The organism is Lysobacter yananisis, assembly GCF_031199375.1.
Classification (GTDB): Bacteria; Pseudomonadota; Gammaproteobacteria; order Xanthomonadales; family Xanthomonadaceae; genus Lysobacter; species Lysobacter yananisis.
Genome location: NZ_CP133568.1, coordinates 3,803,755 through 3,823,395 on the forward strand (window position 1 = coordinate 3,803,755; position 19,641 = coordinate 3,823,395).

The 19,641-nt window shown below is 71.3% G+C and carries 16 protein-coding genes; 8 read left to right on the plus strand and 8 right to left on the minus strand.

The window, feature by feature from the left end; genetic code table 11:
- Window positions 1–29: 29 nt before the first annotated feature.
- Window positions 30–2,447, minus strand: coding sequence for a penicillin acylase family protein (locus RDV84_RS15945; protein WP_309150890.1), 2,418 nt, complete (start codon window positions 2,445–2,447; stop codon window positions 30–32).
- A gap of 81 nt (window positions 2,448–2,528) precedes the next feature.
- Here RDV84_RS15945 and RDV84_RS26620 point away from each other — a divergent pair, with 81 nt between their 5' ends.
- On the plus strand, window positions 2,529–2,579 hold the full coding sequence (locus RDV84_RS26620) for a DUF6053 domain-containing protein (protein WP_425606382.1): 51 nt from the start codon (window positions 2,529–2,531) through the stop codon (window positions 2,577–2,579).
- Here RDV84_RS26620 and RDV84_RS27375 read toward each other — a convergent pair.
- Complete coding sequence (locus RDV84_RS27375) at window positions 2,561–2,692, minus strand: DUF6053 domain-containing protein (RefSeq protein WP_486624510.1); 132 nt, start codon at window positions 2,690–2,692, stop codon at window positions 2,561–2,563. The two genes, RDV84_RS26620 and RDV84_RS27375, sit on opposite strands and share 19 nt — an antisense overlap.
- Before the next feature lie 290 nt (window positions 2,693–2,982).
- On the opposite strand from RDV84_RS27375, the gene asnB reads away from it, so the two are divergent.
- Window positions 2,983–4,668 carry an asparagine synthase B gene (gene asnB / locus RDV84_RS15950; RefSeq protein WP_309150891.1) on the plus strand — a complete coding sequence of 562 codons (1,686 nt, stop codon included), beginning with the start codon at window positions 2,983–2,985 and terminating at the stop codon, window positions 4,666–4,668.
- 216 nt (window positions 4,669–4,884) lie between these two features.
- On the opposite strand, the gene RDV84_RS15955 is transcribed toward asnB, so the two are convergent.
- The 3 genes from RDV84_RS15955 to RDV84_RS15965 form a co-directional block, all read right to left on the minus strand.
- Window positions 4,885–5,355, minus strand: coding sequence for a hypothetical protein (locus RDV84_RS15955; RefSeq protein ID WP_250449682.1), 471 nt, complete (start codon window positions 5,353–5,355; stop codon window positions 4,885–4,887).
- A gap of 232 nt (window positions 5,356–5,587) precedes the next feature.
- A complete protein-coding gene (locus RDV84_RS15960; protein WP_309150892.1) occupies window positions 5,588–6,778 on the minus strand; it encodes a polysaccharide deacetylase family protein in 1,191 nt (396 codons plus the stop codon).
- Window positions 6,779–6,870: 92 nt separating this feature from the next.
- Window positions 6,871–8,160, minus strand: a complete 1,290-nt coding sequence (locus RDV84_RS15965) for a YfaP family protein (RefSeq protein ID WP_309150893.1) — start codon at window positions 8,158–8,160, stop codon at window positions 6,871–6,873.
- Window positions 8,161–8,491: 331 nt separating this feature from the next.
- Between RDV84_RS15965 and RDV84_RS15970 the strand changes: the two genes are divergently transcribed.
- The gene (locus RDV84_RS15970; RefSeq protein ID WP_309150894.1) at window positions 8,492–10,321 is read left to right on the plus strand and encodes a monovalent cation:proton antiporter-2 (CPA2) family protein; all 1,830 of its coding nucleotides are present in this window, start codon (window positions 8,492–8,494) and stop codon (window positions 10,319–10,321) included.
- A gap of 25 nt (window positions 10,322–10,346) precedes the next feature.
- Window positions 10,347–10,865 carry a hypothetical protein gene (locus RDV84_RS15975; RefSeq protein ID WP_309150895.1) on the plus strand — a complete coding sequence of 173 codons (519 nt, stop codon included), beginning with the start codon at window positions 10,347–10,349 and terminating at the stop codon, window positions 10,863–10,865.
- Between the two features lie 24 nt (window positions 10,866–10,889).
- Here RDV84_RS15975 and RDV84_RS15980 read toward each other — a convergent pair whose 3' ends face one another.
- The 3 genes from RDV84_RS15980 to RDV84_RS15990 form a co-directional block, all read right to left on the minus strand.
- On the minus strand, window positions 10,890–11,852 hold the full coding sequence (locus tag RDV84_RS15980) for a TolB family protein (RefSeq protein WP_309150896.1): 963 nt from the start codon (window positions 11,850–11,852) through the stop codon (window positions 10,890–10,892).
- 57 nt (window positions 11,853–11,909) lie between these two features.
- Complete coding sequence (locus RDV84_RS15985; RefSeq protein ID WP_309150897.1) at window positions 11,910–12,527, minus strand: CGNR zinc finger domain-containing protein; 618 nt, start codon at window positions 12,525–12,527, stop codon at window positions 11,910–11,912.
- 254 nt (window positions 12,528–12,781) lie between these two features.
- On the minus strand, window positions 12,782–14,167 hold the full coding sequence (locus RDV84_RS15990) for a trypsin-like serine peptidase (RefSeq protein WP_309150898.1): 1,386 nt from the start codon (window positions 14,165–14,167) through the stop codon (window positions 12,782–12,784).
- A gap of 729 nt (window positions 14,168–14,896) precedes the next feature.
- Here RDV84_RS15990 and rnr point away from each other — a divergent pair.
- From rnr to RDV84_RS16010, 4 genes are all read left to right on the plus strand, one after another.
- Complete coding sequence (gene rnr, locus RDV84_RS15995; RefSeq protein ID WP_309150899.1) at window positions 14,897–17,404, plus strand: ribonuclease R; 2,508 nt, start codon at window positions 14,897–14,899, stop codon at window positions 17,402–17,404.
- A gap of 201 nt (window positions 17,405–17,605) precedes the next feature.
- Window positions 17,606–18,361 (plus strand): 23S rRNA (guanosine(2251)-2'-O)-methyltransferase RlmB, encoded by a 756-nt coding sequence (gene rlmB / locus RDV84_RS16000; RefSeq protein ID WP_309150900.1) that lies wholly within the window; start codon window positions 17,606–17,608, stop codon window positions 18,359–18,361.
- A gap of 341 nt (window positions 18,362–18,702) precedes the next feature.
- Window positions 18,703–19,014, plus strand: coding sequence for a quaternary ammonium compound efflux SMR transporter SugE (gene sugE, locus RDV84_RS16005; RefSeq protein ID WP_057948212.1), 312 nt, complete (start codon window positions 18,703–18,705; stop codon window positions 19,012–19,014).
- A gap of 153 nt (window positions 19,015–19,167) precedes the next feature.
- On the plus strand, window positions 19,168–19,614 hold the full coding sequence (locus tag RDV84_RS16010; RefSeq protein WP_057948211.1) for an acetyltransferase: 447 nt from the start codon (window positions 19,168–19,170) through the stop codon (window positions 19,612–19,614).
- Window positions 19,615–19,641: the final 27 nt, after the last annotated feature.

Sequence of the window (19,641 nt, forward strand, 5' to 3'; positions counted from 1 at the left end):
GGTAGCCGGCGAAACCACGCCGGCGATCGTTACTTCGCCGGCTCCAGCGTCATCGTGTACTTCGCCGCGCCCGGCAGGAACGGCGTCGGCCGGCCGTGCACCCAGTCGTCGTGGCCCGCGCCCCAGAACGGCGACAGCGGGTGGCCGCTCTGGCCGCCGGGCATGTGCACGATGCCGTCGGCTTCGTGGCCGGGCGAGACCACCATGCGTTCGGAGGCGCCGAAGTCCGGGCGCTGCACGCGCGGCATCGCCGCGTCGCCGGGCAGCTGGTCCGGCGGCATGCACAGCGCGCGACGGGCGAAGCCGGGCAGGGCCGAGGCCAGCGGGTGGCAGATGGCGGCAGTGTTGTGCTCGCCCCAGGTGCGCTTGGACAGTTGCGCGGCCGCGTTCGCGCCGGGCTCGACCTTGAGTTCGGCCAACACGTCCTGCGCGGCGTGTTCGAGCAGACCGTCCCACGACTCTTCGTTGCGCGGCAGCAGGTGCGCCGGGCGCTGGGTCAGCAGCGGCCAGATCACGCCTTCCATCTGCTTGAGGTCGGGCATCTCGAACCGCGTGCCCAGCGCCGCCTGCGCCGGCGCGGTCAGGCCGTTCGCGATGCGGGTGAACACCGCGCGGCGCCAGTCGCGGACGATGCGGTAGCTCACCGACCCCGGTTCGGCGCGGCCTTCCCAACGCTGCGCGGCCTGCGCCAGCGCCGCCAGCGCGGGCCGGTCCTTGGCCTGAGCGGCCTGGCCGCCTTGTCGCTGCAGCAAGTCCCACCAGTGCTTGAGGAACAGCGCGTGGTCGTCGAGCTGGATCGCCAGCAGGTCGCGTTCGCCGAATCGCTGCTTGGCGAACAGGCCGTCGCGGATCTGGCCGGCGCGCGCGCCGAGCACGTAGTCGCCCTGGCCGATGCGTTCCAGCTCCAGCCCGTCGAGGGTGCGCGTGTTCGCGGTCCACAGCCGGCCCGAGGGCGGCGCGATCAGGCTCGGCGCGTCGGCGGTCTGGATCGTCCACGGCGGGCAGGTCGGCGCCGGCAGCGCGCGGCCGGCGGCGTCGGCGTTCTCCACCAGCGCGGCGGTCGAGCACGCGCCTTCGCGTTCGGGAATCGGGCCGAGCAGGCGCCAGGCGATCTTGCCCTGGCTGTCGCCGACGACCAGGTTCTGCACCGGCAGCGCCACGCCGCGCGCGACTTGCAGCGCGTCGTCGACCGAAGCCGCGTGCAGCAGGTCGGCCAGGCCCATGTTCAGCGCGCCGGGCAGGTGCGCGCTCCAGCGCAGCGCCAGCGCGCTGCCGTCGGGATTGTCGTGCAGCAGCGGGCCCCAGTCGGTCTCGCGTACGGTCATCTTCTCCGCCGCGCGGCCGGCGACTTCGATGGTTTCCTCGAAGGTCTTCAGGCCGGCGCACTCGCCGGGCTTGGCGTCGCCGGCGCAGCCGGGCTGCAGCGACCAATCGGCCCAGTCGCCGTAGCTGTTGGTGAAGGCCCAGGCGACGTGGCCGTTGCTGCCGACCACCACCGCCGGCAGCCCGGGCAGGGTGAAGCCGCTGGCGTCGGTCTTGCCGCCGGGCGAGCGCGGGTCCGGATAGCGCAGGCGCGCGCGGAACCACAGGTTCGGCGCGCGCAGGCCCAGGTGCATGTCGTCGGCGACGATCGCGCGGCGGTCTTTGGTCAGGCTGCCGGCGACGGCGAAATTGTTGCTGCCGATCTCGTCGAGGAACGGCAACGGCACCAGCGCGCCCGGCGGCGGCGCGGGCAGCTTGCGCAGATCGAGTTGGTCCGGACCGGGCAGGGCCGCGTCGCCGAACGGCGCGCCGAACAACGGCGCGTCCCAGGTGCTGCCGGGATTGGTCAGCAGCGCGAACAGCGCCGCCGGCACGTGCGGCTGGATGCGCGAGAGCGCCAGTTCGCGCGCGTTGTCGCCGCCTTGCAGGTCGAAATACATCGCATAGCCGACCAGGGCCGAGTCGGCCACGGTCCACGGCTCGGGCTCGCTGCGCAGCAGCAGATACGGCCAGGGCTTGCGCGAGAGCCCCTCGCGGCCGGCGTTGACGCCGTCGGCGTAGGCCTGCAGCAACGCGGCCTTGTCGCCGCTGAAGGCGGCCAGTTGCGACTGTACCCGCGCGCGCAGGCGGTGCACGCGGTGGCGACGGTCGTAATCGAGCGCGCGTTCGCCGAACAGCGCCGACAACTCGCCGGCGGCGGTGCGGCGCAGCAGGTCCATCTCGAAATAGCGCTCCTGGCCGTGGACGTAGCCGAGCGCGCGCATCGCATCGATTTCGCTGGCGGCATCGACGGTGACCACGCCGAGCGCGTCGCGCTGGACCGTGGCCGGCGCCGACAGGCCGGCGAGGGCGGGGCGGCCGTCGAGTCGCGGCAGGCTGCCGCTGAGCAGCCACCAGGCGCCGCCGGCGACGATCGCGAACAGGCAAAACAGCGCGAGCAGGGCGCGCTTGATCCATTTGGCCATGGGGTCCTCCGTGCCGGCGAGCTTAGCCGATGTGGACTCGTGCTGGCCTGAGGGAGAACTCCTTAGCGGGAGGCGGCTTCTGTGGGAGGGCCTTCAGGCCCGATGCTTTCGTCTCAGGTCGCGGCGATCTGAGCGGAAGGCATCGGGCCTGAAGGCCCTCCCACAAAAGGCCAAGGCACCACGTCTGAAGGCCCTCCCACAAAAAGCGCGGCGCGGGTCGGCGAATCGACCGGCGGCGCTTGCATCCGGCCCGATCCTCAAGCAGGATCGGCCCGTGACTTCCTTCTTCGCCACCGCCGCCTTCCGCAACGCCGCCGCTTCGGCCGGCGACGCGCGCGCGGCCGGTGCGAACGCGCGCGGCAACAACAATAACCGCAATAACGCCAGCCTCCCGCGGGCCGGCGACTAGCGCGCGCAAGACACGCTAGATCGCACCGAAGCCCGCGCCGACCAGCGCGGGCTTCGTCGTTTCTGCCCTCCGAAAAACCTTCCCGCTTCCCCTCCCACCGCTTCGAACCCCACTGGAGATTCCCCGATGTGCTCGATCCTCGGCCTGTTCGACCTGCGCGCCGGCGCCGACCTGCGTCCGCTGCGACCCCTGGCGCTGTCGTTGTCGGCGCGGCAACGCCACCGCGGTCCCGACTGGTCCGGCGTGCACGCCGAACCGCGCGCGATCCTGGTGCACGAGCGCCTGGCCATCGTCGATCCCAGCGGCGGCTCGCAGCCGCTGCGCTCGGCCGACGGCGAACTGGCGCTCGCGGTCAACGGCGAGATCTACAACCACCGCGAGCTGGAACAGCGACTCGCCCAGCCGTATGAGTTCCAGACCAAGTCCGACTGCGAAGTGGTCAACGCGCTGTACCGCGAGGGCCTGGAACCGGGCGAACTGCTCGGCCGGCTCAACGGCATTTTCGCCTTCGCCTTGTGGGACAGCGCGCGCGGCCGCTACCTGATCGCGCGCGATCCGATCGGAGTGTGCCCGCTGTACTGGGGCCACGACGCCGACGGCCGCCTGTGGGTGGCCTCGGAAATGAAGGCGCTGGCGCGGCTGTGCGACGACGTCGCGCCGTTCCCGCCGGGCCATTACTACGACAGCGAAGTCGGCGCGCCGGTGAAGTACTACCAGCGTCCGTGGCGCGACTACGACGCGGTGCGCGGGGTCGAGGTGAGCCGGCAGGAACTGCGCGAGGCGTTCGAGCGCGCCGTGCACCGGCAGATGATGAGCGACGTGCCCTACGGCGTGCTGCTGTCCGGCGGCCTGGATTCGTCGCTGGTCGCGGCCTGCGCGGCGCGCTTCGCCCGCCGCCGGATCGAGGAGGACGACCAGTCCGAGGCGTGGTGGCCGCGCCTGCATTCTTTCGCCATCGGTTTGGACGGCTCGCCCGACCTGGCCGCGGCGGAAGTCGCGGCGCAGGCGCTGGGCACCGTGCACCACGGCTTCACCTACACCTTCGAGGAAGGCCTGGACGCGCTGCCGGACGTGATCGCCCACATCGAGACCTACGACGTCACCACCATCCGCGCGTCCACGCCGATGTTCCTGCTGGCGCGGCGGATCAAGGCGATGGGGGTGAAGATGGTGCTGTCGGGCGAGGGCAGCGACGAGATCTTCGGCGGCTATCTGTACTTCCACAAGGCGCCGAACGCGCGCGAGTTCCACGAGGAGCTGGTGCGCAAGCTCGACGCGCTGCACAGCTACGACTGCCTGCGCGCGAACAAGTCGATGATGGCCTGGGGCGTGGAGCCGCGGGTGCCGTTCCTGGACGTGGAGTTCATGGAGGTGGCGATGCGCATGGACGCGCAGGCCAAGATGGTCGACAAGGCCGCCGGCAAGATCGAGAAATCGGTCCTGCGCGAAGCGTTCGAAGGCTATCTGCCCGACTCGATCCTGTGGCGGCAGAAGGAGCAGTTCAGCGACGGCGTCGGCTACGGCTGGATCGACGGGCTCAAGGCCCATGCCGAGGCCCAGGTCAGCGACCGCGACCTCGCCGCGGCGGCGGTGCGTTTCCCGATCAACACGCCGCAGACCAAGGAAGCGTATTACTACCGCAGCATCTTCGAGCGCCACTTCCCCGGCGAGGCCTGCGCCAACACCGTGCCGGGCGGCAAGTCGATCGCCTGTTCGTCGCCGGCGGCGATCGCCTGGGACGCGGCGTTCGCCAACGCGGCCGATCCGTCCGGGCGCGCGGTCGCGGGCGTGCATCAGGCGGCGCTGGCCTGAGTTCGCTGCGGTGAGCGCGATCGGGCTGCGCTGAAGCGCGGTTGATCGAGGCCGCGGCAGCGAACAGCGGGCGGCCTGGGCGGTAGCGGCAAGAAGCGGTTGGACAAGTCCGCAGCGGCAACAGCACGCCGCCGCGGCCGCAGCAGCAAAAGATCGGGCGGCCGAGGCCGCGACAATGAAAAAAGCGGGCGGCCGAGGCCGCCCGCGCCGCCGCGGTCAGAGACCGCAGCCGACCCAGGTGCGTTCGAGCGTGCGCACCTGCGGCGGACCGGACGGGCAGTTGACCACGACGGTGGCCACGCCCTTGAGCTGGCAGCCGCCGCTGAGGAACACGTGCTGGCCGGCGACCGCCGGTTCGGCCGGGAACGACTGGCTGCCGCTGCGCGAGTCCTCGTCGATCTCCCAGTTCGGATGGGTGTCGTCGCGCCACCAGCCGGCGGCGTACACGGTGTAGCTGACCGGCGGCGGCGCGGGCGGGCTGAAACCGTCCGGACGCAGGTTGGCCTGGGCCAGCACGCGCGCGGTGGTGCCGGTGGCGACGAAGCCGAGATTCATTTCCATGACGTAGCCGCAGACCGGAACGGTCTGGTTGGCGTTCGGCGGCGGGCTGGCGAACGCCGCCAGCGGCAGGGCCAGGTACAGGGCGCCGGCGAGCGCCGGCAGCGAGAACGGGAACCGGTGGGACATGAGTATTGCCTCCTTGGCGTGGACGGCGCCGCGGATGCGCGGCGCCGCCGTGTTACTCGCCAAAGGCGGCGCAAACGGCTCATCGGCGCCGCGGGCGCAAGGCCCGGCGGTTCGCAGTCGGCTTTTGTAGGAGCGGCGCAAGCCGCGACCGCGACACTCCGGCTACGTCGCAACTTTCGCCGTAGTCGAAGTGTCGCGGTCGCGGCTTGCGCCGCTCCTACAGGGGCTTCGCTCAGGGAGCGGGGTAAGTGTTGCAATCGACCCAGCGCACACCGGCGCCGCGGGTCTGGCGCAGCAGCCACGGCAGGGCGACGCGGGCCTTGTCGTGGATGTCGTGGAACAGGATCGTGCCGTGCCGCCACAACAGCATCAGGCTCAGCAAGCGGCCCTGCACCTCGCCGGCGCCGACCTTGGCGTTCCAGTCCTGCGAATCGATGGTCCACAGCGCCACCCGCAGGCCTTGCGCGCGGAAGAATTCGCCGCTGTCGGCGCGGCGTTGGCCGTACGGCGGGCGGAACAGCGGCCGGTACAGCGCGCCGGCGTGCTCGCGCGCCAGCGCGCTGCTGCGGATCACCGAGTCCTGCCACTGCGGCCAGCGCGAATGCGACTGGTGCTCCCAGCCGTGCGAGGCCACGCACATGCCGGCATAGGTCTTGGCCGCGGCTTCGGATTTGAGCCGCGGCTGCAGCCGCTCGCCGAGCACGAAGAAGGTCGCGTTGAGTTTGTGCTCGCGCAAGGTACGCAGCAGCGTGTCGGTGTTGCCGCCGGGCGCGGTCGGGCCGTCGTCGAAGGTCAGCAGGAACTGGCGGTCGGGCAGTTCGCTGCCGTCGATCTCCTGCGCCGAGTAGGTGTCGATCTCGCTGCTGGTGCGCGGGAACAGCGCCGCCAGGCGCAGCTGTTCGTCGAGGTAGATGCGGTGGAAGCGCGCGGCGTCGGCGCGCCAGGCGGCGAACTCGGCTTGCGGCGCGGCGCCGAAGTCGGTCGCCAGCGCGCGCAGCGCGGCGGCATCGCCGGCCGGCGCGCAGAACGGCTCGCGCGGCGCGCAGGCGCGCGCGGCGAGGCGGTAGTTGTCGCTCAGGCGCCGCCACCAGCGCGCGCGGATCTTGTCGACGCTGGCGCGATCGACCTGCTTGAGCCGCAGGCGCTGCGCCAGCGCGGCGTCGTCGAGCGGTTCCGACAGCGCCAGCTCATGGGCGAAGGCGAGGATCTCGGCGCGCGAGGCGCGGTCGAACGCGGCCGGCGAATCGATCGGCCGCGGCCAGGCGGCGCGGTCGGCGGCGGCGACCTCGGCCGGACCGGCGGCGTGGGCCGGGGCCAGCGCCAGCAGCGCGCACAGCGCGGCGAACGCCGGTGCGCGCAGCGCCGCGGCGCGCAGGCGTCGGGCCGGCGACGGGGAATGGCTGTGGTCTTGAATGGTGTCCATGTTCGTCGGTCCTCGGCCGGTCTGTCGCTGGCCTGCGTGTCCATGAGTGATCGCGAAGGGCGTGCGGGCTTCGCGGCCGTCGCGCGGCCGGCTCAGTAGCCGCTGACCCGCTGCAGCGCTTCGTCGTAGCTCTTGTCGGGTTTCTCGCGCTTGGCCGCGAGGTAGTTCGACATCGCCCGCTCGTACTGGCCGTCGAGTTCGTAGAGCTTGCCGATGTTGTAGTACGCGCCGGCGCGGATGGTCGCCGCGCCGGGTCCCTTGGCCAGGGCGATGGCGCGGCGCGAGGTCCAGATCGCCTCGGCGGCGCGGCCCTTGCGCACGTAGGCCAGGCCGAGGTTGCTGAAGGCCAGGGCGTAGCCGGGATCGAGTTCGATCGCCTGCTGGTAGGCGGCGATGGCGGCGGCGAGGTCGCCGCCGCGATAGGCGGCTTCGCCGCGCTGGTTGGCCGCGACCGCGTCCTCGCCTTCGACCGCTGCGGCGGCGGCCGCCTGGCCCGGCGCGCGCGCCAGTTCGGCGCCGAGCGCATCGGCGCTGGCGCGGCTGGCGGCGATGCGGTCGATCTCTTCGAACCGACCCTCGCCGTCGATGCGGAACACCGTCCACACGTTGCCGGGTTGCGCCGGCACGGCGTAGGTGCGCACCAGCGATTGGCCGACGTAGACGTAGACCCGCGCGCCGCTGCGCGCCAGCGCGTCGGCTTCGGGTCGCTGCCGATGGCCGAAGTCGTGCACGGCATAGGTGTAGGCCTCGCCGGGACGACGGCGGGCGATGGTGACGGTCTCCGGACGGCGACGGTCGGCCGCGTCCAGGTCCAGGCGCGCCTCCAGGCCGCGCGGGCGCTGGAAGTAGACGTGGTTGCCGGGGAAGCTCAGGTGCGCGTCGAGGTCCACGCCGGGCGCGTCCCAGCCCAGCACCACGCGCAGGCCGTCGAGGCTGGCCAGGGCCGGGCTCAAGGCATAGCGCCGGCCGTCGCAGGGGCATTGCGCCAGCAGTTCGGCATAGCCGGGCTTGCGGATGCTCAGGCGCGCGGCCGGATCGCGCAGCGCGGCCTGATCGAGCGCGGCGCGGCCTTGCGCGTCGCTGGTTGCGGCCAGGGTGGGTTGGCCGTCGCGGCGCAGTTCGACGTTGGCCGCTTCGATGCGGCGGTCGGCGCGGGTGGCGTCGAGCACGCTGATCGCGTTGTCGGGGAGCGCGCGGTCGGAGCCGGTGGCGTGGGGAATCGGGCCATTGGAGCCGGCGCCATTGGGGGCGGTGCCGTTGGAGGTGGCGCCGTTCGAACCGGCGCCGTCGACGCCCGCGGCGCCGGCGCAGGCGGCCCAGGCCAGACAGACGGCCGCGGCCGCGAGCCGCCACGCGCGTCGCAGCGGCGCGGAGCGCGGCAAGCCGTAAGAGGCGGAGGGAGCGGCAGGTGCTGGCATCGCCGCGATGATACGTGTTGGTGAGCGCCTGGTGCTGGCGAGCTGCTCGGCGCCGGCGAGGCGCACGGCGCTGGCGATAAGCGCGGCGCTCGCGGCGCACGCGCCGGCAACGGACGCGGTATCAGCGCCCGCCACGCACGCCGATCGCCGCCGCAAGCGTCGCCACGGGCAATGCAGCGTGCGGCGCGCGTGCGCATCGGCGGGTGCCTGTGCCTGCTAGGCTGTGGCCCCAACCCGCGCGGTTGGTCCTGTGAACGTGAACGGCGCGCCGGCGGCGCGGCAAGAGGAGAGTGCGATGGCGGCCGAAGCGGCGGGCGGGAGCGAACTGGTCAAGGTGGTGGTGCTGTTGGCGGCGGGCGTGGTCGCGGTGCCGATCTTCAAGCGCATCGGCCTGGGCTCGGTGCTCGGATACCTGGCCGCGGGCCTGGCGATCGGCCCGTTCGGGCTGGGCTTCTTCGCCGACCCGCAGGCGATCCTGCATGTCGCCGAGCTCGGCGTGGTGATGTTCTTGTTCATCATCGGCCTGGAGATGCGGCCCTCGCACCTGTGGAGCCTGCGCCGCGAGATCTTCGGCCTCGGCACCGCGCAGATCGCGCTGTGCTCGGCGGCGATGACCGGCGTCGGCCTGCTGTTCGGCTTCCCGCCGGTGGTGGCCTTCATCGGCGCGATGGGCTTCGTGCTGACCTCCACTGCGATCGTCATGCGGATCCTCGGCGAGCGCGGCGATCTGGCGCTGCCGCGCGGCCAGCGCATCGTCTCGATCCTGTTGTTCGAGGACCTGCTGATCGTGCCGCTGCTGGCGCTGGTGGCGCTGATGGCGCCGCCGGAACCGGGCGCCGCCGCGGCCGCCGCGCATTCGCGCTGGGCCGATGTCGGCATCGCCATGGCCTCGCTGGCGGCGCTGCTCGCCGCCGGCATCTGGCTGCTCAACCCGATGTTCCGCGTGCTCGCCGCGGCCAAGGCGCGCGAGGTGATGACCGCGGCCGCGCTGTTGGTGGTGCTCGGCGCGGCGCTGCTGATGCAGGTCGGCGGCCTGTCGATGGCGATGGGCGCGTTCCTGGCCGGCGTGCTGCTGTCGGAATCCAGCTTCCGCCATCAACTGGAGGCCGACGTCGAACCGTTCCGCGGCATCCTGCTCGGCCTGTTCTTCCTCAGCGTGGGCATGTCGCTGAACCTGACCGTGGTGGCCGCCAACTGGCCGCTGATCGTCGGCGGCGTGTTCGCGCTGATGCTGGTCAAGGCGCTGTGCATCTACATCGTCGCGCGCCTGCTCAAGTCCTGCCACACCGAGGCGCTGGACCGCGCGGTGCTGATGGCGCAAGGCGGCGAGTTCGCCTTCGTGCTGTTCTCCGCGGCGGTCAACGCGCGCCTGATCCAGGCCGAGATCGGCGCCAACCTCACCGCGATCGTGGTGCTGTCGATGGTGCTCACGCCGGTGGCGATCATCGTGCTGCGCCGGCTCTCGCCCAAGACCGCGCTGTCGCTGGAGGGCGTGGACGAGCCCAACGGCCTCAGCGGCAGCGTGCTGCTGATCGGCTTCGGCCGCTTCGGCCAGGTGGTGTCGCAGTCGCTGTTGGCGCGCGGGGTCGAGGTCGCGATCATCGACACCGACGTGGAGATGATCGAGAGCGCGCGCAGTTTCGGCTTCAAGGTCTACTACGGCGACGGCACCCGCCTGGACGTGCTGCACGCCTCCGGCGCGGCGACCGCGCAGCTGATCGCGATCTGCATCGACGACCGCGCCGCGGCGACCAGCACGGCGCAGCTGATCCGCCACGAGTTCCCGCAGGCGCGGGTGCTGGCGCGCAGCTTCGACCGCGAGCACGCGCTGGAGCTGGTGCATGCCGGGGTCGATCTGCAGGTGCGCGAGACCTTCGAATCGGCGATGCGCTTCGGCGAAGCGGCGCTGATCGAGCTGGGCGTGTCGGCCGACGACGCGGCCGAGGTGGTGGCCGACATCCGCCGCCGCGACGCCGAGCGCTTCGAGCTGGAACTGGTCGACGGCGTGCGCGCGGGCGTGTCGCTGCTGTACGGCAACATGCAGCAGACGCCGTTGATCGCGCCCAAGCCGCGCCAGCACGATCCCGCCGAGGCGGAAGAGCACGTGCCCGGCATTTCGGCTTGAGGCGGCGGGCGGCGAGGACGCGGCGATGAGCGTCACCGTGTGGGGGCTGCTGTGTCCGCTGCTGTTCGTCGCCGGCCTGGTCGCGCTGGCGCGGACGATCGGCTCGCTGTTGCGGTTGCTCGACCGCGCGCTGGTCGCGCGCGTGCCGGCGCGCAGCGGCGAGCGCCTGAGCGTGCCGGCCGGCCGTTACGACCTGTGCATCGAGGGGCGCACCCTGAGTCCCGATTTCCTCGGCGTGCGCTACGCATTGCACGAGGCCGCCGGCGGCGAGCCGATCGCGGTCCATCGCAAGTATCTCAGCCGCACCAAGGTCAGCGGCTTGAGTTCGACCCGGATCAGCACCGGCTGGTTCGAACTCGCGCGCGACAGCGAACTGAGCCTGAGCGTGGACGGCATGTCGCCGCAAGCGCAGCAGCGCGCGTGGATCGTGGTCCAGCGGCCGGTCGGCGCGGGCATCGCGTTGCGGGTCGTGCTGTTGGTGCTGGCCGGCTTCGCCACCATCGGCGGATTGGTCGGCAGCGTTCACGCCTGGCTGCTGCCCTGAGGCGCGATCCGGCTCGTTCCGGGCTCAGTCCGCGCCGGCACAATGCGGCGGCCAGCGCGGGTCGGGATCGGGCTTGAGGTCGATCAGGAAGAACTCGCCGGAGCGCTCGCCGTCGGCCTGGGCGAACAGCAGGCGGTCGCCGCGCGGCGACAGCAGCGGGCCGACCTGAAACGCATCGGCGCGTGCGGCGATCCTGCCGCGCGCGCGCCAGCGGCCGTTTTCCAGGCGATAGCGGTACAGGTGCGAACGGTCGCCGCGGTCGGTCACGGCGATGAGTTCGCGTCCGTCGCGCGAGATTTCGGCTTCGTACTCGTTGGCCGCGCTGCTGACCGGCGCGCCGAGGTTGCGCACGCGCCAGCCGCCGCCGGGCCGCGGCGCGGCGAGGTAGAGATCGCCCTGGCCGAGTCCGCCGGCGCGCGCCGAGCCGAACAGCAGCCGGCCGTCGGCCAGCGCGCGCGGCAGCAGCTCGGACGCCGGCGAGTTCACCGGCGTCGGCAGCCGCACCGGCGCGCTCCAGCAGTCGTCGGTTTTGCAGTCGCCGGTTTCGCGCTCGACGTAGTAGATGTCGAGGTCTTCGCCCTTGGGGTCGTGGCGCGCCGATACGAAGTACACGCGCTTGCCGTCGGCGCTCACGAACGGATCGGCGTCGAGCCCCGGCCGCGCCGCGGCGAAGGCGGGCGGCGCCGGCGGCGACCAGCCGGCGTCGGTGCAGCGCGAATGCAGGATGCGCCATTGGGCGAAGTCGCGGTCGCTGCGCATGAAATAGAGCTCGCGGCCGTCGGGCGAGAAGGTCGGCGAGGATTCGTACTGGTCGCTGGCGATGCCGGCTGGCGCCCAGCGTTGCGGCGTCGCTGCCGGCGAACGCGGATAGGCCAGTGCGCAGACGCTGGCGCAGGCCGCGGCGAGGATCGCCATCGGCAGCCAGCGCGCGGGAGAGTCGGACGCAGCGGCGGGGCGCAGGCTGCGGGGCAGGCGGAAACGGCGCATCGGCGCTCCGGCACGGTGGACGGTTGGATCGGACGGGCCGCGCATCGCGGCGCGGGTTCATTCCTTGTGGCGTTGATTGAAGCGCCGCGCCTTGGCCGCGTTGCCGCACGTGGCCATGTCGCACCAGCGCCGGCGCCCGCTCTTGGAACTGTCCACGAACACCCAACCGCAGTCGCGGCCGTCGCACACGCGCAGTCGTTCCAGGCGCGCGTCCTTGAGCAGTTCGATGGCATGGGCGGTGGCGACGTGGGCGATCAGGTCGAGCCCGGAGCGCTGCGCCGACCATTGCGTCCGCAGGCGCCCGCCGCGCGAGACCAGGCGCGCGGCGCGCGAGGCGGACAAGCGCGCTTGGTCGAGGATTTCGAGCTCGGCGGCGCCCGGTTCGCTGCCGCCGGCCAGCGCATACAGCGCGGCGCACAAGGCCTCGCGCAGTTGCTTGCAGCGGGCCAGCGCGGCCGCCGACTTCGCCGCCGGTGCGGCGGCCAGGCGCTCCAGCGCCTGCAGTTCGGCGGCCGGTATCAGCGCGGCCTTGCGCGCCCAGCGCAGCAGTGCGGGGTAATCGTCGAGCCAGTCGCGCGGCAGAGTGTCGCGCGCGGTGACGGTATTGACCAGGTCCAGGGCGGGATCGCCGCCGATCAGGTCCATGTCGCGGAATTGATGGTGTTCGAGCCGCATCGAAAACCCCTTAAATACGTTTTGCAGGTTATGGCAGTCCGCCATAACCTGCAATCGCGAGATAAAGGGTTTGCGACGAACGGTCCGGACGCCCCTGCAGGCGCGGCACAAGCCGCGGCCGCGCCGTTCCGGGTTCGCGTCGCAGCCGCGATGCCGCGGTCGCGGCTTGCATCCGCCCCATAAAAAAAATCCGCCCCAAAAAAAAACCGGCCGTCGCGCGAGGCGACGGCCGGCTTTGCGTTGCGATGCGACGCTTACGGATTGAAGTACGACGACACGCTCGAATAGATGTCGGCGAAGCGCGAGTAGTAATCCGGATCGCGCGGCGCGCTGCAGTACGAGGTGCCGCCGTACAGGCCGCCGCGCAGCTGGTAGCCGCCGCTGCTGGTGACGGTGAACAGGCCCGAGCCCGAGGAGCCGCCCTCGGTCACGCCGGTGCTCCAGACCACGCGGTACAGCGGCGACTTGCCGTCGATCGAGGTCGACAGGCCGTTCACCGAGCCCAGCGAGTACTTCTTCACGTCGCCGGCCGGATGGTGGATGCCTTCGATGGCGGTGCCGGTGGCGGCGATCGCCGCGCTCGACCAGCCGGCGTAGACGGCGCCCGACGGCGGCGCGGTCTTGAGTTCCAGCAGCGCGGTGTCGCGGGTGGTGTTGGCGTGGCGCAGGTAGGCGCCGCCGCTGAGCGTGGTGAAGGCCGGGTTGACCGTGCTGCCGCCGCAGGTGGTGACGTCGTAGAACCAGTAGGTCTGCAGGGTGTTGGCGACGGTCTGGGTGCTGATGCAGTGCGCCGCGGTCCAGAACAGGCGCTTCTTCGGCGAGTGGTTGTTGTTGAGCAGGGTGCCGGTGCACAGGTAGGTGCCGCCGGAGGTGGTGAAGGTCATGCGCGCCACCGACTTGGCGGTCGAGACGAAGCCCGACGGCGGGCTGACGCGACAGACGATGTCCTTCTCGCAGTAGTCGCTCTCGCCGACCTTGGCGACCTTCTCCTGGATCTGCCGGTCGCTGGCGACCGGGCTGATGTCCAGGTGCGAAAGCTGCGGCAGGTTGAGCTTGAGCGCCTTGGCGTTCACGCCCTTGGGCAGCACCAGTTCGACGGTCAGCGTGTCGCCTGCCACCACCGGCGACCAGCCCAGTTCGTTGCCGGCGAAATCGGCGCCGCTTTGGGCGAACACGCGGCCGTCGCTGCCGGCGAAGTGCAGCGTCGCCGACTTCGCGCCGGCGCCGCGCAGCGACAGGCCCGCGCGCAACGCCACCGCGCCGGCCGAGGACACTTCGAAGCGCGCGGCGCGGCCGCCGTCGGCCAGCGGCTGCCAGGCCAGGGTGTTCAGATCGACCGCGCTGCGCGCGATGTCGCGGGCGAAGCCGATCTCCAGCGGCTGGCCGTGCTTGTCCTGCTCGAAGCGGCGGCTCTTGAGCGCCGACACGTCCAGGCTGGTGGGCTGGCCGAGGCTGACCACGCGCGGCACGCTGGCCTTGGCGGTGGCGGCGAATTCGGCAGCGCCCATGGCGCCGGCCGAGGGCGTACCGGTGACCGGCGCCGAATCCATCTCGGCGACCGGGGACTTGGCCGAAGCCAGGGTGCAGAAACCAGACAGCCCGGCGACGAGCGCCAGGCAAAGCGCGTTCTTGCGGATCATCGTGCGTTTCCTTGTCGGAATGGCGAATAGGGAAGGGCGGCGGACTCGCGCCGCGGCGCTCGCTGAGGACGCGGGCGCGATTCAACCTTGTCGGCATCCGCATGCGTTTTTTGTGCGCTCAAGCGGGCTTCTCGGAAGCCATGGAAGTGCAAGCGGTTACTGGCGAAACCATCGCGGGCAAGCGTGGTTGCGATCACAAATGCGTGGATCGGCGAGTGCCGGGATTCGGTGTGAGCGTAGTCCGGTATGCACGCCGGATTTGCGCGAGCGACGCGGAGTGTCGAGGGTGAAATGCGAAGTCGCGCCGGGTCGAATCGCATCGTTGCGATTCGCGTGCGAGCGAATGCAAGGCCGGTCCGCGCGATTGAGCTATCGCCTGTCGGCGCGACGAATGATGGCGCGATGAAGCGACGAAAACGACGCGGCGCAACCGCGGCCGGCATGCGCGCGAGCGCACGGCACGAGCTCGCGACGCTAGTGCATGAGGCGAGTGCGTGAGCGAACGAGCGCATCGGCCAGCGAACGCGACCCTTCGATTCCGTCATTCCCGCGAACGCGGGAATCCAGGGCGTCATCCAGGCGCGGCGCCCAAGTCCGCGGATCGTGCTCCTTCGCGCAGTGCGGCGATCGGCTTGCGCCGCCTTACCGTCCGTCGCCCGCCGCCGCCGTTCGCATGCCCTGCACGCCGCCCCGACGCCGCTTTCATGGGGATGTGAGACCATATCGGCCATGGCCAAGAAGACCAAGAACAAGACCGGAAAGACCGGCAATACCACCACCTCCTCCAGCGCGGCCCCGGGTGCCAAGAAGAGCGCCCGCAAGCCCGCCGCGCCGCGCCCGGCCTGGTTGCCGGAAAACCTCCAGCACGGCCCGGGCAAGGGCCCGCGCGGCAAGGCCCGCCCGGCCAAGGGCGAGGGTTCCGGCGCCGCGCCCGCCCGCACCCCTGGCGCGCCGGGCAAGCGCCCGGCGGCCGCGCCGCTGCCCAGCGCGAACTACGGCGCGCACCAGGATCCGCACGCCGAGCGCGAGGCCGCGCGCTACGCCCAGCCCATCGCCAGCCGCGAGCTGATCCTGCAGACCCTCAGCGGCGCCGACGGCCCGATGCGCGCCGAGGAACTGGCCCAGCGCCTGGAACTGACCGAGCCCGAGCGCGCCGACGCGCTCGGCAAGCGACTGGCGGCGATGATCCGCGACGGGCAGTTGTTGCTGAATCGCAAGGGCGAATTCGCCCCGGCCGCGCAAATGGACCTGATCCCGGGCGTGGTGATCGCCAACCCCGACGGCTTCGGCTTCCTGCGCCCGGAATCCGGCGGCGGCGACGACCTGTTCCTGCCGCCGTTCGAAATGCGCAAGGCCATGCACGGCGACCGCGTGCTCGCCAGCGTCACTGGCGTCGACCGCCGCGGCCGCCGCGAAGGCGCGATCGTGGAAGTGCTCGAACGCCGGCTCAACCGCCTGATCGGCCGCTTCACCCTCGAGCAGGGCATCAGCTACGTGGTGCCCGACGACCGCCGCATCCAGCGCAACGTGCAGATTCCGCCGGATGCGCGCATGGACGCCAAGAACGGCCAGTTGGTGGTCTGCGAGCTGGTGCAGGCGCCGGACCACCACCGTCCGCCGATCGGCCGGGTGCTGGCGGTGCTCGGCGAAAAGCTCACCGCCTCGCTGGCGGTGCAGGCCGCGATCCACGGCCACGAGATTCCCGACGTGTTCCCGCAGGAAGCGCTCGACGAAGCCTCGGCGGTGCCGCTGACCGTGCCCGAGGCCGTCGCCGCGCAGCGCGTCGACCTGCGCGCGATGCCGCTGGTCACCATCGACGGCGAGGACGCCAAGGACTTCGACGACGCGGTCTATTGCGAGAGCAACCGCAAAGGCTTCCGCCTGGTCGTCGCCATCGCCGACGTCTCGCATTACGTCCGCCCCGGCACGCCGCTGGACGACGAAGCGCAGAAGCGCGCGACCTCGGTCTACTTCCCCGGCTTCGTCGTGCCGATGCTGCCGGAGACGCTGTCCAACGGCATTTGTTCGTTGAATCCGAAGGTCGACCGGCTGTGCTTCGTCTGCGACATGCAGATCGACCACAGCGGCGAGGTGACCTCGTCGAAGTTCTACGAAGCGGTGATGAATTCGCACGCGCGCCTGACCTACACCACCGTGTGGAACGCGGTCGGCGACGTGCCCGAGGAGGCCAAGGCCGAAGCGCAGGCGCAGATCGGTTCGCTGCTGCCGAACATCCAGCGCCTGCACGAGCTGTTCCACGTGCTGGTCAAGGCGCGCCAGCAGCGCGGCGCGATCGAGTTCGAATCCAGCGAAGTGCGCTTTGTCATCGGCAAGGACGGTGAGGTGGTGCAGGCCGGGATGCTCCAGCGCAACGACGCGCACAAGCTGATCGAGGAATGCATGATCGCGGCCAACGTGGAGGCCGCGAAGTACCTGATGAGCATGGAAGTCCCGGCGCCGTACCGCGTGCACGAGCGGCCGCCGGAACAGAAGTACGCCGACCTGCAGGAGTTCCTCAAGGAATTCAAGCTGCGCATGCCGGCCTGGAACCAGGTGGAACCGCGCGACTTCACCCACTTGCTGAAGAAGATCCGCGACCGCCCCGACGCCACGCTGCTGGAATCGGTGCTGCTGCGCAGCCAGAGCCTGGCCGTGTACGCGCCGGAGAACACCGGCCACTTCGGCCTGGCGCTGCACGCCTACGCCCACTTCACCTCGCCGATCCGGCGCTATCCGGACCTGCTGGTGCACCGCGCGATCAAGCACGCGCTCAGCGGCGCCAAGCCGTCCGCGTACCTGTACTCGCCGCGGCAGATGGCGGCGCTGGCGCTGCAGTGCTCCGAGCGCGAACGCCGCGCCGACGAGGCCGAGCGCGAGGTCGACGAGCGCTACCGCGCGGCGTGGATGGAACAGCACGTCGGCGGCGAGTTCGACGGCGTGATCAGCGGCGTGACCAGCTTCGGCCTGTTCATCGAGCTCGACGACTCCAAGGTCAACGGCCTGGTCCACGTGACCCAGCTGCCGCACGACTATTACCACTTCGACCCGATCCGCAAGACGCTCTCGGGCGAACGCACCGGCCGCGAGTACCGGCTCGGCGACCGCGTGCGCATCGTCGTGCTCAAGGCCAGCGTCGAAGACCGCAAGATCGACTTCCGGCTAGTCGACGAGGAGCGCGGCGCCAAGCCGCTGCCGCCGCGCGGGCAGCCGGCGAAGCGGACCAAGCAGAAGTATTGAGCATGGTTGCGGTAGCCCCCTGTAGCAGCGGCGCAAGCCGCGACTGCGGGGTTTCCGCCGCGCCGAAACCCTCGCCGCAGCTGCGTTGTCGCGGTCGCGGCTCGCGCCGCTCCTACAGGGGGCCATCGGGCTTCAGCGCGCTCATGCCGTAGAATTGCCGCCCCCACGCCTCACCGGGCCCCAGGCCCACACGGACCACCCATGAGCCAGAAACAATGGATCGCCGGCATCAACGCCGTCTCCGCCGCGATCGAGCACGACGGGGCCAACGTGCGCGAGGTGCTGATCGAGGCCGGCGCCAAGAACCCGCGCCTGGCCGAGATCGAGACCGCCGCGCGCCGCGCCGACATCGACGTGCGCCGGGTCGCGACCCAGGCGCTCGACGGCGTGGTCGGCGGGCTGCGCCACCAGGGCGTGGTCGCGCGTTATGCCGCGGCCAAGACCTGGAGCGAGAACGAACTGGAAGGCCTGGTCGAGGCCGCCGAGGGCCGCGCCCTGATCCTGATCCTCGACGGCGTGCAGGACCCGCACAACCTCGGCGCCTGCCTGCGCAGCGCGGCCGCGGCCGGCGCGACCGCCGTGATCATTCCCAAGGACAAGTCGGTTCAGGTCAACGCCACCGTGCGCAAGACCTCGGCCGGCGCCGCCGACAGCGTGCCGGTGGTCCCGGTGACCAACCTGGCGCGGACCCTGCGCGACCTGCAGAAGCTGGGCGTGTGGATCTACGGCCTGGCCGGCGAGGCGCAGGCCTCGCTGTATTCGCTGGACCTGCGCGGCAATGTCGCCCTGGCGCTCGGCGGCGAAGCCGACGGCCTGCGCCGGCTGACCCGCGAGACCTGCGACCAGTTGGTCAAGATCCCGATGCCCGGCGGCGATGCGGCCAGCGGGGTGGAGAGCCTGAACGTGTCGGTGGCGGCGGGCGTGACCTTGTTCGAGGCGGTGCGGCAGCGCGGGTGAGCAGGCGCGGCGGTCTGGCCGGAAAGCGTCGGGACTGAAGTCCCTCCCACAACCGCCGCCATCGGACCGTTCGAGGCATTTGGGAGACGCTCGGCTTTTGTGGGAGGGACTTCAGTCCCGACGCTTTCCGCTCCGGCGCAGCGATTCCCGCACGGCCATGACGCCGCAAAGACCTATGTAACCCCCCGCTGACCCCATGACCCCGCCCGCGGCCCCGCCCGCGACCGCGTCGATATAATGCGCCGCGACCGACCCGGGACGGCCCGGGTCCGCGCAGTCCGATCCATCGCGGCGACGCGCGTTACATCCGGGGACGGCCCCATCGATATGGGAGCTGCATCATGCCTTGGGTTCTTCTCGTCTTCGCCGGCCTGTTCGAAATCGGCTGGGCCATCGGCCTCAAATACACCGAGGGCTTCACCCGCCTGTGGCCGTCGGTCGGCACCGTCGCCTCGATGGCGATCAGCGTCGGCCTGCTCGGCCTGGCGATGAAGTCGTTGCCGGTCGGCACCGCCTACGCGATCTGGGTCGGCATCGGCGCGGTCGGCACCGTCATCCTCGGCATGGTGCTGTTCAACGAGCCGGCCACCGCGCTGCGCATCGCCAGCATCGTGCTGATCGTCGCCGGCCTGGTCGGCCTCAAGCTGGCCTGAGGTCCCGGCGTCCGGGCCGCGGCCCGGGCATTCGTGATTCGCGCTGCGGTGCTGGCGAGGCTGCCGGCGACCGATCATCATCGCCCCGAGCGGCGCCGCGGCAGCGGCGCCGCTTTTGGTTTCCACCGATAGCCCAACGACGGGACCCGCGCCATGCCCATCCGCGAACGCCGCCGCGACGACAATCCCCGACTGCTGGCGCTGTGGGAGCGCTCGGTGCGCGCCACCCACGACTTCCTCGCCGAGGCCGATATCGACGAACTGCGTCCGCAGGTGCGCGATGTCTATCTCGACGCGGTCGATATCTGGGTGTTCGAAGACGCCGACGGCCTCGCCGGTTTCGTCGGCCTGGCCGACGCGCAGGTCGAGATGCTGTTCCTGGAGCCGCAACGGCGCGGCCAGGGCATCGGCACGCGCCTGCTCGACCACGCGCGCGGCCTGCGCGGCGCGCTGACGGTCGACGTCAACGAACACAACCCGCAGGCGCACGGCTTCTATCGCCGCTACGGCTTCGTCGACACCGGGCGCTCGCCGCTGGACGGGCAGGGGCGCCCGTTCCCGCTGATCCACATGGCCTTGCCGCGCGACGCGGCCGGCTGAACGCTGGCGCAGGCGGGCCTTACGTGC